Annotated in this window: 11 protein-coding genes; 9 read left to right on the plus strand and 2 right to left on the minus strand. The window is 69.9% G+C overall.

Annotated features, from left to right (window positions below; translation table 11 throughout):
• The first annotated feature begins 266 nt into the window (after window positions 1-266).
• A complete protein-coding gene (locus ACIBI9_RS38215; RefSeq protein WP_397229637.1) occupies window positions 267-617 on the plus strand; it encodes a nuclear transport factor 2 family protein in 351 nt (116 codons plus the stop codon).
• Window positions 618-654: 37 nt separating this feature from the next.
• Entirely contained in the window at window positions 655-870 is a 216-nt protein-coding gene (locus ACIBI9_RS38220; protein WP_397229639.1) for a hypothetical protein, read from the plus strand.
• Between the two features lie 168 nt (window positions 871-1038).
• Here ACIBI9_RS38220 and ACIBI9_RS38225 read toward each other — a convergent pair whose 3' ends face one another.
• Window positions 1039-1638, minus strand: coding sequence for a TetR/AcrR family transcriptional regulator (locus ACIBI9_RS38225; RefSeq protein ID WP_397229641.1), 600 nt, complete (start codon window positions 1636-1638; stop codon window positions 1039-1041).
• Between the two features lie 46 nt (window positions 1639-1684).
• Between ACIBI9_RS38225 and ACIBI9_RS38230 the strand changes: the two genes are divergently transcribed.
• Complete coding sequence (locus ACIBI9_RS38230) at window positions 1685-2623, plus strand: beta-ketoacyl-ACP synthase III (protein WP_397229643.1); 939 nt, start codon at window positions 1685-1687, stop codon at window positions 2621-2623.
• A gap of 9 nt (window positions 2624-2632) precedes the next feature.
• Here the strand turns inward: ACIBI9_RS38230 and ACIBI9_RS38235 are convergent, their stop codons facing one another.
• Window positions 2633-3646: a LacI family DNA-binding transcriptional regulator gene (locus tag ACIBI9_RS38235; RefSeq protein ID WP_397229645.1), complete on the minus strand. Its 1014-nt coding sequence runs from the start codon at window positions 3644-3646 to the stop codon at window positions 2633-2635.
• 110 nt (window positions 3647-3756) lie between these two features.
• On the opposite strand from ACIBI9_RS38235, the gene ACIBI9_RS38240 reads away from it, so the two are divergent.
• From ACIBI9_RS38240 to ACIBI9_RS38265, 6 genes are all read left to right on the plus strand, one after another.
• The gene (locus ACIBI9_RS38240) at window positions 3757-5034 is read left to right on the plus strand and encodes an ABC transporter substrate-binding protein (RefSeq protein WP_397229647.1); all 1278 of its coding nucleotides are present in this window, start codon (window positions 3757-3759) and stop codon (window positions 5032-5034) included.
• Window positions 5035-5042: 8 nt separating this feature from the next.
• Window positions 5043-5945 (plus strand): sugar ABC transporter permease, encoded by a 903-nt coding sequence (locus tag ACIBI9_RS38245; protein ID WP_350738316.1) that lies wholly within the window; start codon window positions 5043-5045, stop codon window positions 5943-5945.
• The gene (locus tag ACIBI9_RS38250) at window positions 5942-6706 is read left to right on the plus strand and encodes a carbohydrate ABC transporter permease (protein WP_397229650.1); all 765 of its coding nucleotides are present in this window, start codon (window positions 5942-5944) and stop codon (window positions 6704-6706) included. The genes ACIBI9_RS38245 and ACIBI9_RS38250 overlap by 4 nt, the downstream gene beginning before the upstream one ends.
• Window positions 6699-8534 (plus strand): glycoside hydrolase family 127 protein, encoded by a 1836-nt coding sequence (locus tag ACIBI9_RS38255; protein ID WP_397229652.1) that lies wholly within the window; start codon window positions 6699-6701, stop codon window positions 8532-8534. Before ACIBI9_RS38250 ends, ACIBI9_RS38255 begins: the two co-directional genes overlap by 8 nt.
• A gap of 105 nt (window positions 8535-8639) precedes the next feature.
• Complete coding sequence (locus ACIBI9_RS38260; protein ID WP_397229654.1) at window positions 8640-12545, plus strand: Ig-like domain-containing protein; 3906 nt, start codon at window positions 8640-8642, stop codon at window positions 12543-12545.
• A gap of 156 nt (window positions 12546-12701) precedes the next feature.
• Complete coding sequence (locus tag ACIBI9_RS38265) at window positions 12702-14753, plus strand: sensor histidine kinase (protein ID WP_397229656.1); 2052 nt, start codon at window positions 12702-12704, stop codon at window positions 14751-14753.
• Window positions 14754-14786: the final 33 nt, after the last annotated feature.

Here is a 14786-nt window from a genome sequence, read left to right on the forward strand (position 1 = left end):
CGTGCCGCGGGCGGGGGCGGGCGGCTGGCAGACCGCGCGTCCCGACCCGCGGCACGTGCCGTCCCCTCCTTCGCGGCACGTCCCGGAGCCGTCATCACTCCCCCCGGCTCCACACTGACGGAGTACGCAGGAGAGCGCCTGAGTACCCCTATACCTAAACGAGATGAGAAATCAGACGAACCGTGACCAGGTCCGGCACGCATGCACGGGGCTTAACGGCTGGTCAAGCGGGTAGGCGGGCGGTATGACCCGCTGAGGGGGTAGCAATGGTCGAGCCGGGCCCATGGATCGAGGGGTACGTACGTGCCTGGAACTCCAACGATCCCGACGACATTGCCGCGCTGTTCACCGAGGACGCCGTCTACTACACCGAGCCGTACAGCTATCCGTGGCAGGGGCGGGACGGCATCGTCTCGCAGTGGCTCGGGCGGCAGGACAAGCCTGGTGAGGCTGCGTTCGAGTGGCACCCGGTGAGCGTGACCGACGACGTCAGCGTCATCCAGGGGGTCACGACATATCCCGACAAAACGTACAGTAATCTATGGGTGATCAGGTTTGTGCCCGACGGCCGGTGTCGTGAATTCACCGAATGGTGGATGCGGCATGATGCCAAATGATGCAATGGGCCGAGCCGTCTTCATCCGAGGAGATCCGTTGAGAGACAACCTCGACCTCGCCGCGAGCGCCCAGGAACTGGCGGACGCCGCCCCGACGGGATCGATCGACCACGCCGCAGCCTCGTCCGTGGCCATCACGCTCGCCACCACTCGCGACATCTCAGATGCCCGGAAGACGCTGGACGGGGTCTCCCCGGAAGAGGTCCGGGAGGCGGCCCTGGCCCTCTTCGAGCAGCTGTCGACCGACAACTGACGTCTGGAACCCGAGCTCGGGCGCCGCATCCGCCGCGCCCGAGTTTTCGCATGCCCTGGGTACGCCTGCGCGCCCGCGTCCCGGGCCGTGGTGGTGGGAGCGACAGCCGAGAGAGCGCGCTCGGCAGTGAGGGCTGAGTGGTGGGGTCCGGGCTGGGTGGCTGCTGGGTCAGGGGGTGAGGCGGGTCTGGACGGCGTGGCGGGCTCGGGAGGGGGCCGCTGGGTCGTGGTGGAGCTGGAGGGCGTGGTTCAGGGCCATGACCGCGCCGAGCAGCTCGAACGCGAGCTGATCCGGATCCGTCCCCGCGGGCAGCTCGCCCGCGTCGACCGCGCGCCCGGCCTCCTTGCGCAGCCGTCCGCGCCAGGCGTCGAACCTGGTCTCCACCGCGTCCCGCACCGGCCCCGGCCGGCCGTCGAACTCGTGGGCCGCGGCCACGAAGAAGCACCCGCCGGGGAAGACCCCGCGCTCCAGGTACGAGATCCACGCCTCGCACAGCACCCGCAGGCGGGTCAGCCCCGGTGCGGCGGGACGGGCGGGCTCCCAGACCTCGGCGCGGAAGATCTCCCCGGCCCGGTCGAGGACGGCGAGCTGCAGCGTCTCCTTGGAGCCGAAGTGCCCGAGCACGCCTGACTTGCTCATGCCCAGCTCGCCGGCGAGGCGGCCGATGGTCAGCCCTTCCAGCCCCTCCGCGGAGGCGATGGCGACCGAATGCTCCAGGATGGCCGCACGCGTGCCGAGGGCCTCGGCGACGGATCTGCGGGGACTCATGCGGGTAGTTTAGCGTCCGAACGTTCGCTTGCTATAGTCCGGCCTCATGACGGGATCACGACTTGTCGCCACAGGTCACTATCAACCAGCAAAAATCCTGACAAATGATGAGCTGGCGGCCATGGTGGACACCAGCGACGAGTGGATAACCAAGCGGGTCGGCATCCGTACCCGGCACGTCGCCGAGCCCGACGAGACCGTGACCGACCTCGCCCGGCACGCCGCCGCGAAGGCCCTGGCCGCGAGCGGCCTGGACGCCGCCGACATCGACCTGCTCCTGATCGCCACCTGCACCCAGACCGAGCGCGCCCCGAACATCGCCTCCCGCGTCGCCGCCCGGCTCGGCGTGCCCAGCGCGGGGCTGATGGACGTCGGCGTGTCGTGCTCCGGCTTCACCCACGCCCTGGCCGTGGCCGACCACGCCATCCGCGCCGGCGCCGCCACGAACGCCCTGGTCGTGGGGGCGGACAAGATGACGGCCGTCACCGACTGGACCGACCGGACCACGTGCGTGCTGACCGGCGACGGGGCGGGAGCGGCCGTGATCAGCGCGGCACCGGAGGCCGAGATCGGCCCCGTGGTGTGGGGCTCCGCGCCGGAGCTGGGCACCGCCGTACGCATCGAGGGCACCCCGACCCGCTTCTCCCAGGACGGCCAGACCGTCTACCGCTGGGCCACCACCCAGCTCCCCGACATCGCCAGGAGGGCGTGCGAGCGCGGCGGCGTACGGCCGGAGGACCTGGCGGCGGTGGTCCTCCACCAGGCGAACCTGCGCATCATCGAGCCCGTCGCGGCCAAGCTCGGCGCGGTCAACGCGATCGTGGCCCGCGACGTGGTGGAGTCGGGGAACACCTCGGCCGCGAGCGTGCCGCTGGCGCTGTCCAAGCTGCTGGAGCGGGGTGAGGTTCGGCGCGGGGCGCCGATGCTGCTGTTCGGGTTCGGGGGGAACCTGTCGTACGCGGGCATGATCGTCCGCTGTCCCTGACGGGCCGCCTCAGGAGAGCCCCGGCGGGGAGGTGGAGTCGCGGATCACGAGCTGGCAGGGCATCCTGTGCACCCCGGGCGTCGCCTTCCCGTCGATGGCGGCGAACAGGTGCTGGGCCGCGGTGCGCCCCAGCTGCTCCAGGTTCATGTCCACGGTGGTCAGGGCGGGCCGGGTCTCCGTGGACAGCACCTCCCAGTTGTCGTAGCCGACCACCGCGATGTCCTCCGGCACCCGCCGCCCGCGTTCCCTGGCCGTCTCGACGAAACCGGCCGCGATCTGGTCGCTGCCGCAGAACACCGCGTCGACCTCCGGCTCGGCCATCAGCAGCATCTCGGCCGCGTGCCGCCCCCATCGCTGCGACCACGGACCCGACAGCGTCTGCCCGGCCTGCGGCAGCCCCGCCTCCGCGAGCGCCTGGCGCAGGCCCTCCTCGCGGTCGCGTGACGCCTTGTAGTGCGTGGGCCCCGTGATGTGGGCGATCCTGCGCCGGCCCATCGCCAGCAGGTGGTTGACGGCCATGGCGGCCGCGCCGACGTCGTCCGGCACGAAGGACACGTCCGACGGGTCCTCCGAGGGGCCATAGGCGTACACGACCGGCACCGGCAGGTCCTTGCTCACCGACGGCCGCGGGCTCGTGCTCTCGCCCACCACGATCAGCCCGTCCACCCGGCGCGACAGCAGCGCCCGCACGTGGTGCTGCTCCCTGATCGCATCGCCGCGCGCGTCGCAGAGCAGCACGGCCATCTCGCCGGCCCCGAACGCGTCCTCCGCCCCGAGGAGCACCGGGATGCCGAACCGGCCGACGCTGTCGGAGGTCAGCAGGCCGACCGTGCGCGTCTGTCCTGAGATCAGCCCCCTGGCCAGGGCGTTCGGCTGGAAGGAGAGCTCCGCCGCGGCGGCGAGCACCCGCTCGCGCGTCGCGGCCCGCACGTCCTGGCGCCCGTTGAGTGCTTTGGACGCCGTGGCGATCGAGACCCCCGCCAGCGAGGCCACATCGGAGATGGTCGCCCGCTTACTCGCCATGTTTCGAAACCCTTTTCGTCACCTGTGAACTGCATAGAACCCTAGCACCCATTGACATGGACTCTTGTTTCTTCTACGTTTCCGAAAACCTTTAAGTCCAGGAGCACAACATGAGACGAAGGCTGGCCGGGATCTCCCTCCTCGGTGTGTTAGCGCTCACAGCGGCGGCCTGCGGCAGCGGCGGCGGTGGTGGTGGGGGCAGCACGCCGTCGGCGGAGAGTCCCGTGACGATCACCATGTGGACCCGTGCGGCCACCCAGACGCAGAGCGAGCGGCTGGTCAAGGCCTACAACAGCAGTCACAAGAACATCCAGGTCAAGCTCACCGTCATCCCGACCGACAACTACCAGCCGCGCATCGCAGCGGCGGCCGGTGCCAAGCAGCTCCCCGACGTGTTCGCGGCCGACGTCATCTTCGTCCCGAACTACACCTCTCAGGGTCTGTTCATGGACATCACGGACCGGGTCGGGAAGCTGCCGTTCAAGGCGGGCCTGGCCCCCTCGCACATGAAGCTCGGCACGCTCGACGGGAAGATGTACACGCTCCCGCACACGCTCGACCTGTCGGTCTGGTTCTGGAACAAGGACCTCTACTCGAAGGCCGGGCTCGACCCGGAGCAGGGGCCGAAGTCGCTGAAGGAGTTCGCCCAGCAGGCGACCGCGATCCAGGAGAAGCTCGGCAAGGACGGCAAGGTCCACGGCACCTTCTTCGGCGGCAACTGCGGCGGCTGCTACGTCTTCACGTTCTGGCCCTCCGTCTGGGCCGCCGGCGGCCAGGTCATGAACGCCGAGGGCACCCAGTCGCTCAACGACCAGGCCGCGATGACCGACGTGTTCAAGATCTGGCGCGACCTGTACGACAAGAAGGTCACGGGGCCGACCGCCAAGGAGGAGCAGGGCCCGACCTGGACCGGTTTCTTCCCCAAGGGCGAGATCGGCGTCATGCCGATGCCGTCCACCACGCTCGGTCTCATGCCCAAGGACATGAAGATCGGCGTCGCCCCGATCTCCGGCCCCGACGGCGGCGAGTCCACGTTCGTGGGCGGCGACTCCGTCGGCATCTCCGCCACGTCCAAGAACCCGGACGCGGCCTGGGACTTCCTGTCCTGGACGGTCTCCGACGAGGCCCAGGTCGAGGTCATGGCCAAGAACAAGGACGTGCTCGCGCGTACCGACCTGGCCAGCAACAAGTACTCCGCGGAGGACCCGCGCGTGGTGATGATCAACTCGCTGGTGGCCAAGGGCCAGACGCCGTACGCGCTGCGCTTCGGCCAGACCTTCAACGACCCGCAGGGTCCCTGGCTGCGCTTCGCGCGCGAAGCCGTGTTCGGTGACGCCTCGAAGCTCCCACAGCTCAACGCCGAGATCACGAAGTCTCTTCAACAATGACTCTGACGATGAACCGAACCGGGCGGCGGGCGGCGCACTCCGCGCCTTCCGCCCGGTGGCGGAGCAGGAAGGTACAGGGCTGGCTGTACACGGCTCCGACGGCCGTCATCGTGGGCGTGCTCTTCATCGCGCCCCTCGTGCTGGTCGTCTGGATGTCGCTGAACCGCTGGCCCCTGCTCGGCCAGGCCACGTTCAACGCCCCCGACAACTACCTCAAGATCGGCGACAACCCGCTCTTCATCGACGCGATCCTCTTCACGCTCAAGTACACGGCCATCACGACCGTCCTGCTGTCGGCCGTGGCGCTCGGTCTCGCCATGCTGGTGCAGGACCGCAAGCCGGGCATCGGCTTCTTCAGGACCGCGTTCTTCCTGCCCGGCGCCGTGGGCTTCGCCGCCGCCGGTCTGCTGTTCTACGGGATGCTGAACAACGACTTCGGCCCCATCGACCCCTTGCTCCAGGCGCTGCACATCACCAGCGAGCCGGTCAAGTGGATCGGCACGCCGAACATGGCGCTGTTCTCCACGATCACGCTGGTGCTGTGGCGCTTCGCCGGGTTCAACATGCTCATCCTGCTGACCGGCCTGCAGGCCATCCCGACCGAGGTGTACGAGGCCGCGAGGAGCGACGGCGCGAACCGCTGGCAGATCTTCACCAAGATCACCCTCCCGCTGCTGCGCCCGACGCTGGCGCTGATGCTGATCCTCAGCGTCACCGGCTCGCTGCTGGCCTTCGACCAGTTCTTCGTCTTCACCAACGGCGGCCCCGACAACAGCACGGTCTCGATGGTCATGGTCGTCTACCGCGACGCCTTCTTCCGCTTCGACCTCGGCGGCGCGGCGGCGCTCTCGGTCGTCCTGCTGGTCGCCCTCGTCGGGCTCAACACGCTGATGATGCGGAGGCTGCGATGAGCCGTTACCTCACGCTGTCCGCCCTGGCGGTGCTGTTCCTGTTCCCCCTGGTGTGGAGCGGCTACGCCTCCTTTGAGGAGCCGTCCAACTACCTGGAGATGGCCCGCTTCGGCGAGGGGCTCGGCACGTACGCGACCAACAGCGTGCTGGTGTCGGTGATGACGGTGGCCGGCACGCTGATCGTCTCCGCGCTCGGCGGCTACGGCTTCGCCCGCTTCGACTTCCCGGGCAAGAACCTGCTGTTCCTGGCCACGCTGGCGATCCTCATGGTGCCGTACGCGACGATCCTGATCCCGCTCTACGTGCTGCTCGGCTACCTCGGCCTGCAGAACTCCCTGGTCGGGCTCTCGCTGGTGTTCGTCATGTTCCAGCTGCCGTTCGCGCTGTTCATGATGCGCAACGCGTTCGAGGCGCTGCCGCGAGAGCTGGAGGAGGCCGCGCTGGTGGACGGGTGCGGCACGTTCAGGGCGTTCGCCAGGATCCTGCTGCACGCCGTGCGGCCCGCGCTGATCACGGTGGGCCTGTTCGCCTTCCTGGCGTCGTGGAACGACTTCTTCGCCCCGCTCATCCTGCTCAACGACGGCGCGTCGTTCACCCTGCCGGTGGCCGTGGTCAGCATGACGCAGCAGACGTTCGGCGCCATCGACTACGGCATGCTCCAGGCCGGCGTCATGGTCATGGCCTTCCCCTGTCTCATCCTCTTCATCGTGCTGCAGCGCCACTACGTGCGCGGATTCATGTCAGGAGCTCTGCGTGGCTAACCCTGTCCTGCCCTCATCGGGCGCACTGTCCCCCCTCGGCCTCGACGCGGTACGGCTGCTCCCCGGCTTCTGGGGCGACCGGGCCGCGCTCAACCGTGAGGTGACCATCGCCCACTGCGTGGAATGGGAGGAACGCGAAGGCTGGATTCCCAACTTCCGGGGAGTGCGTCCCCGCAGGGGCCGGGAATTCAGCGACTCCGAGACCTACAAGCTGCTGGAGGCCATGGCCTGGGCCGACCACCCGGGGCTCCCCGCGCTGGCCGAGACCGTGGCCCAGGCGCAGGAGGGCGACGGCTACATCAACACCCGCTGGTCCGGCAGCCGCTACACCGACTTCGAGTGGGGCCACGAGCTCTACTGCTACGGCCACCTGATCCAGGCAGGGGTCGCCCGGCTCCGCATGCACGGAGAGGACCGGCTGGCCCAGGTGGCGGTACGGGCCGCCGACCACGTCTGCCGCCGCTTCATGGAGGGCACCGAGACCTGCGGGCACCCCGTGATCGAGATGGCGCTCGTCGAGCTCTACCGCGTGACCGGGGTCGAGCGGTACCTGGAGATGGCCCGGCGCTTCGTGGAGCGGCGCGGCCTGCCCGCGCTCGCCGACATCCCCTTCGGCCGCGCCTACTACCAGGACGACATGCCGGCCCGGCAGGCGCAGGTGTTCCGGGGGCACGCGGTGCGCGCGCTCTACCTCGCCTCCGGCGTGGTCGACGTGGCCGTCGAAACCGGCGACCAGGAACTGCTGAAGGCGGTCGAGGCGCAGTGGGAGCGCACGATCGCCCGCCGCACGCACCTCACCGGCGGCATGGGCTCGCGGCACATCGACGAGTCGTTCGGCGAGGACTACGAGCTGCCGCCGGACCGGGCCTACAACGAGACCTGCGCGAGCATCGCCTCCATCATGCTGGCGCATCGGCTGCTGCTGGCAACCGGCGACGTCCGCTATGCCGACCTGGCCGAGCGGACCATGTACAACATGCTCGCCACGGGTGTGGCGCTGGACGGCAAGTCGTTCTTCTACGCCAACCCGCTCCAGGTGCGGGTCCCCGCGGTGCCGCTGGAAGGGGTCAACCACGCCGCCGAGGGCGGGCTGCGCTCGCCCTGGTTCGACGTGTCCTGCTGCCCGCACAACATCGCCCGCACACTGGCCTCGCTGCCCGGCTACCTCGCCACGTCGTCGGCCGACGGCATCCAGATCCACCACCACACGCCGTCGGAGATCCGGCACAACGGCCTGGCGGTGCGCGTGGAGACCGGCTACCCGTGGACCGGCTCGGTGAGCGTGCGCGTGCTGGAGGGCGGCGAGGGCCGGATCGGGCTGCGCGTCCCCGCCTGGGCCACGGACGCCACGCTCGCCCACGTCCCGGCCTCCTCGCCGGAGGCGCCGCTGGCGGAGAGCCCGGCGGTACGCCCGGTCGATCCCGGTTACGCCTACGTCGAGGGGCCGTGGCGGGCCGGTGACGAGATCCGGCTGGAGCTGCCGATGGCGCCCAGGTGGACGTTCCCCGACCGGCGGATCGACGCGCTGCGGGGGAGCGCGGCGGTGGAGCGGGGACCGCTCGTCTACTGCGCCGAGTCGGTGGCCGACGAGCCGCCGCTGGGCGACCTGACCGCGCGGGTCCGGCCGCCCGTGGAGCACCACGAGGCGGACGGCGTGGTGGCGCTGGAGGTGGAGGCGTCGCTGGGCGCCGGCGACGGCAACGGCTGGCCGTACGCGCCCGCCTCCGACGGGCAGTCGGGCGGCGCCGACGTCAGGCTCCGGCTCGTGCCCTACCACCGGTGGGGCAACCGCGGCCCCGCGACCATGCGTGTCTGGCTACCGATCTAGGAGAGGCAAGTGCGTAAACCGTTGGTGTGCTTAGCTGTGTTAGCGCTCACAGCTACGCTTGCCGCGTCACCTTCGTACGCCGCCCAGGACGACCTGGGGATGCCGGTGTTCACGGGCGCAGACCCGGTGCCCGCCGAACCCGTGGCGTACCACCCCCGCAAGATGATGGAGGAGATCTACAAGAAGGAGAAGGGCGGCGACTCGTACTGGATCGACCGCATGCTGGCCCGCCCCGGTGACGATCCGGCGGGTCCGTGGTTGATGACGCGCGGGCGGGCGCTGTTCATGAAGGAGCACGATCCCTCGGTCATCGGCTTCGGTGGGTTCGTGGCGTATTGGGAGAGCATCGACAACCGCGGCGCGTACGAGGTCTCGCTGGGGACCCAGCTCACCGAGGACGTCTCCGAGCGCCTGCAGATGCCCAGCCACTGGACCGGGCAGTACACCGGCGACGGCCTGTCGGTCGGGGTGAAGAAGTTCATCACCCACGAGAACGTGGCCGTGACGACGCTGGAGATCACCAACACCGGGTCCGCAGCGCGTTCCGTGCCGATCACCGTGACCTCGCCCTACACCAGGACGCCCGACGGCGACCGTGAGCTGACCGGGACCGTCTGGTCCAAGAACAAGCTGACCACGATCTTCCCCCGGCTCAGCGGCGACGGGCTGAAGGTCTCCGACGGCACGCTCAAGGGCTCGCTGACGGTCGAGCCGGGCAAGACCGTGCGGACCAAGGTGCAGATGGGCTTCGTCACCGACGAACTGCCCGGGTCGCGGGCCGAGTACGACGGCTACAAGGGGCGCTCGCCCGAGAAGGCGCTGCGCCGCCAGCTCCAGGACTACAACGCCTGGTGGGCCGAGAACCTGCCCTACATCGACGTGCCCGACGAGAACATCAAGAAGTTCGTGTACTACCGCTGGTGGCTCATGCGCTTCAACTTCCTCGACGCCGACATCCCCGGGAACGACTTCCAGTTCCCCACGTCGGTCGAGGGGGCGCTGGGCTACAACAACGCGATCGTGCTGACCGTGCCGATGTTCGTGCAGGACCTGAAGTACCTGCGGGACCCGATCTACTCGTACGGGCCCTGGGTGTCGGCGGGCGAGGTCTCGCGCAACTCGAAGTACTCGGACAACCCGGGCGACCCCGAGAACTGGTCGAACAGCTACACGCAGTACATCTCGGCCGCGGCCCTGGAGAGCTACCAGATCCACGGCGGCCAGCCGTCGATCCTGCGCAACCTGGCCCGCTACGCCGAGAAGGACGTGTACGGGCAGCTCAACGCCTACGACTCCAACAAGAACGGGATCATCGAGTACGAGCGCGAGTACATGACCGGCAACGACGCCGACGCGGTGTCGTTCCACTACTACGGGCGGGCGAACGAGCGGCTCGAAGGCGCGTACGTGTACGCCAACGCGATGGCGGCGGCGCAGGCGTACGAGCTGACCGGCGACCCGGCCAAGGCGGCCGAGATGGGCGGCGTGGCCGACAAGGTCAAGAACGGCATCCTCACGCTGCTCTGGGACGAGCAGAACAAGCTGTTCAAGCACCGCGACCTCCAGACGGGCAACCTGATCCCGTGGAAGGAGTCCAACAACTACATCCCGTACGCCACCGGGCTCGTGCCGACGGACGACCCGAAGTACCGGGAGGCGCTGCGCCTGTGGACCGACCCCGCGGAATATCCGATCTTCCCGGCGTACACCGCCAACCAGAAGGACAAGGCGGAGGCCGCGGCAGCGGGTAACCCCGGCTCCAACAACTTCTCGCAGATCAACTCCACCCGGAACTTCGCGCTGTTCTCCAAGGCGCTGCGGGAGTACACCTCGCCGTACATCACCGCCGACCAGTACAAGCAGCTCCTGTACTGGAACGCCTGGTCGCAGTACGTCGGCGGCGACACCCGCTACCCCGACGCCAACGAGTTCTGGGCCGACTGGAACCCCTCGACCAAGACCATCGGCTACCGCTCCTGGATCCACCACACGATCCTGGGCAGCAGCAACTGGACCGTCATCGAGGACGTCATGGGCCTGCGCCCGCGCTCGGACGGCAAGGTCGAGCTCTGGCCGGTGGACATCGGCTGGGACCACTTCAGCGTCAACGGCGTCAACTACCGGGGCAGTGACCTGACCATCGTCTGGGACAAGCCGGGCGACGGCACCAAGCACTACGCCGGGGTGCCCGAGGGGTACTCGATCCTGATCGACGGCAAGCGCAAGGTCACCCTGTCGGGGCTGGCGCACGCCGTCTGGGACCCGGCCACGGGCAAGGTCGAGGGCGGCCAGGTGGTCCACGCCGAGAAGGCCGCCTCGATGAAGGCCCCCGCCCAGGTCGCGCTGAAGGGCGACCGCGTCGAGGACCTGTTCCAGAAGGCCGGCGTGGACCTGCGCTCCACCCGCCCGAACCTGGTCAAGTCCGTCACCGCCTCGCACGGCGACCCGGCCGGCGCGGTGGACGGCTTCACGATCAACGAGCCGTACTGGGGCAGCAAGGGCTCCGGCAACGCTCAGGACTGGCTGGAGGCGGACCTCGGCTCGGCCCAGAAGGTCGACCAGGTCAAGCTGTACTTCTACAACGACCGCAAGGCGGGCGGCTACCGCGAGCCCGCCTTCTACACGGTGCAGTACCAGGACGGCGGCACCTGGAAGGACGTGCCGAGCCTGGCCAGGAAGCCGGTCTATCCACGGGCGAACCTCAACGTGGTCCGCTTCCCGGCCGTCACGACGCAGAAGCTGCGGGTCCTGGTCACGCACCAGCCCGGCTACGCGACGGGCCTGAAGGAGGTGCAGGCGTACCTGACGGGCGCCGGCTCCGGCTCGGTCGTCAACAAGGCGCCGTCCGTGGTGGTCGTGCCCGACTCCACGTTCACCCGCCCGGGCCAGGCCAGGCTCGACGCGGTGGTCAAGGACGACGGGTTGCCGTCGGGCAGGCTCACGACCCAGTGGGCCAAGGTCGACGGGCCCGGTGAGGCGTTCTTCACCAACCCGACGGGCACCGACACGGTGGTCTCGTTCTCCGAGGAGGGGGCGTACCGGCTGAAGCTCACGGCCACGGACGGTGAGAAGAGCACCTCCATGACCGTGACCGTCACCGCGACGCCCCAGGCCGCGCAGGTGAACGTGGCGCCCAAGGCCACGCCCACCGCGTCCTACACCTCGCCGTGGGAGAAGGTCACCGCGATCAACGACGGCATCGACCCGCCGCGCTCCAACGACGGCGCCAACCCGCGCTGGGGCACCTGGCCGCAGCAGGGCACGCAGTGGGTGCAGCTCGAATGGCCGTCGGCGGTGCGGGTCAACAAGAGCGACGTGTACTTCTTCGACGACGGCGGCGGCGTGCGCGTCCCCGCCTCGTGGAAGATCCAGTACTGGGACGGCGACTCGTTCGAGGACGTCACCGGCGTCGCCTCCTACCCGAAGGCGGTGGACGCCTACAACACGGTCGCGTTCGACACCGTGACGACCTCGAAGCTGCGCGTCCAGCTCGAGGCCGGCGGGGCGTCGGTCGGCCTGCTGGAGGTCAAGGTGTACGAGGTCCCGCCGGACTCCGTGCGCCCCGTGCACGTCCCCACCCTGGCCGGCACGCTGCCGAAGCTGCCCGCCACCGTGGAGACCCTCTACGCGGACGGCACCCGCAGCTCGGCCGCCGTCACCTGGCAGCAGGTGACGGCCGACCAGGTCAAGACCGGCGGCACCAGCTTCACGGTCGTCGGCCTGGCCGAGGGCGTGCGCCAGCCCGCCCAGGCCACCGTGTACGTCCGCACGACCTCGGCGGTGACGATCACCTCGATCGCCGAGGAGGCCGTCGCCACCCGGGCCGGGGTCGCTCCCTCGCTGCCCAGGACCGTCGTGGCGACGTACAACGACGGGTCGAAGGACAGCTCGGTCGAGGTCACCTGGGAGGCGATCAGCCCTGACAAGTACGCCCAGCCGGGCACGTTCACGGTGAACGGTCAGGTGGCGGGCACGACCGTCGCCGCCAAAGCCACGGTCACCGTCGGATAGCACGGATGCTCCCTGCCCTGGCTCAGCGGCCATCGCGGGCCAGGGCAGGGCCCCGCGGATAACGTCCCGGAAACGGCGGACGGATTCATCCCGATTAAGGGGTCATAATCCTCTTCTACGGGAGGCGTGCCGGGGATCGGAGAGGCGGAGCGCGGGATGGCTGGGGGATTCGCCGAGGTCGCCGATGACGAGAAGGCTGCACGGGGGGCGAGAGCCGCTTCCGTGACCATGGCGGTGGTGTCGCCGGCGCTCACCGTGGTCGCGCTGCTGATCTGGGCCGGGCTGCCCGACGAATGGGTCCCCGAGCGGACGGTGTCCCCGCAGACGGCCGCCGCGCTGACGTTCCCCGCGGTCGGCGCGTTCCTCATCTTCCACCGGCCCCGCCTCAACCTGGCGTGGCTGATGTGCGCGGGCGGGCTCGCCGCCGCCGTCAGCGACTTCGCGCAGGCGATGATGTTCCGCGCCGCCTCCGACGGTGACCTCCTCCTCGCGGGCTACCTGCGGCTGCCGGGCCACCTCGGCTGGGCGGTGTGCGGCGTGACGCTCACGATGGTGCTGCCGCTGTACTCGCCCGACGGCCGCCTGCCCTCGCCGCGCTGGCGCCTCGCCCTGGCGCTGGGGGTGGCCTCCATCACGGCCGACTTCCTGCGCGCCGTGTTCCGCGTGCCGCCGCCCCCGGGGAGCTACCCGTACCCGCAGGTCATCCCGAACCCGCTGCGGATCCCCGCGCTGGCCCCGTACGCGGAGACGGTCTCGGCCATCGCCTGGACGGGCATCTACGTCTCCATGGCGCTGTCGGCGCTGTCGCTGGCGGTGCGGTTGCGGCACGCGGACTCCGTCACCAGGCGGCAGATCGGCTGGCCGCTGCTGGCGTTCGCCGGCTACATCGTCTTCCTGGTCGTGGCCGCGTTCGTGCGCGAGTTCGCGTGGATCGCGTTCGGCTGGGCGGCGATCATCCCGGTCGCGATGGCGTTCTCGGTGATGCGGTACCGGCTCTACGGCATCGACACGGTGATCAGCCGGGCCTTCGTGGCCGCCGGCGTGGTGGCCGTGGTCAGCGCCGTGTACTTCGGCGCGGGCGCGCTGTCCGGCCTGCTCGTCTCCGGGTACGGCCAGGTGGCCGGGATCGCCGCCGCGCTGTTCGCGGGCGCCTTCTTCCAGCCGCTGCGGCGGGCGCTGCAGCGGGCCGTGGACCGGCTCCTGTACGGCGCCGTCGGCGACCCGGGCGTGCTGGCCGAGCGCCTGACCCAGGCGGTCCGGCGCGGCGACCCGGCCAAGGCGCTGACCTCGGTGGTGAGCGTGCTGCGCGACGGCCTCGCGGTCGAGGGCGTGGCCGTGGAGGTGGCCGACGGCGAGCCCCGCTACGTGGAGAACGGCCGGGTGGGCCCGAACTCCCGCGAGGTGCCGCTGATCTGGCACGGGGAGCGGGTCGGCCGCCTGCTCGTCGGCCCGCCGGGCCCGCGCCGCTTCCCCGCCGCGCACAACGAGCGGGTGCTGGCCACGCTCACCCCGTACGCCGCGGACGTGGCGCACGCGGTGCGGATGGCGGCGGACCTGCAACGTTCCAGGGAGCGCATCCTGACGACCAGGGAGGAGGAGCGCCGCCGCCTGCGCCGCGACCTGCACGACGGGCTCGGCCAGACGCTCTCGGCCATGGCGATGACCATCAACATGGCCAGGCTCAGCCTCAAGAAGTCCCCGGAGGCCGCCGACGAGCTGCTGCGCGAGCTCCACACGGGCATGGGCGCGGTCACGGGGGACATCCGCGAGCTCGTGTACGGCCTGCGCCCGCCCGCCCTCGACGACCTCGGCCTGGTCCGCGCGATCAGCGACCTGGCCGGGCAGTCGTCGCCGCCGGCCGAGGTCGAGGTGCAGGGCGAGCTGTCGGAGCTGCCCGCGGCCGTCGAGGTGGCGGTCTACCGGATTATCCAGGAGGCGCTCACCAACGTCCGGCGGCACGCCCAGGCGTCCAGCTGCCGGATCGTCCTGCAGCGGGAACGGTCGGTGCTGCGCGTGCTGATCGCCGACGACGGCAAGGGGCTGCCCGAGGAGCACCGCGCGGGCGTGGGACTCGGCTCGATGCGCGAGCGGGCGGCGGAGCTGGGCGGGATCTGCGTGGTCGGCGGCGAGCCCGGGGCCGGGACACGCGTGGAGGTCATGTTGCCGCTCCTGACCGCGCCTCCTGCTGACATGAGCGTTCACTCATGACATTCGCGCAGCTCAGTATTGGTGTTCATGCCT

This window comes from Nonomuraea sp. NPDC050451 (assembly GCF_044458585.1).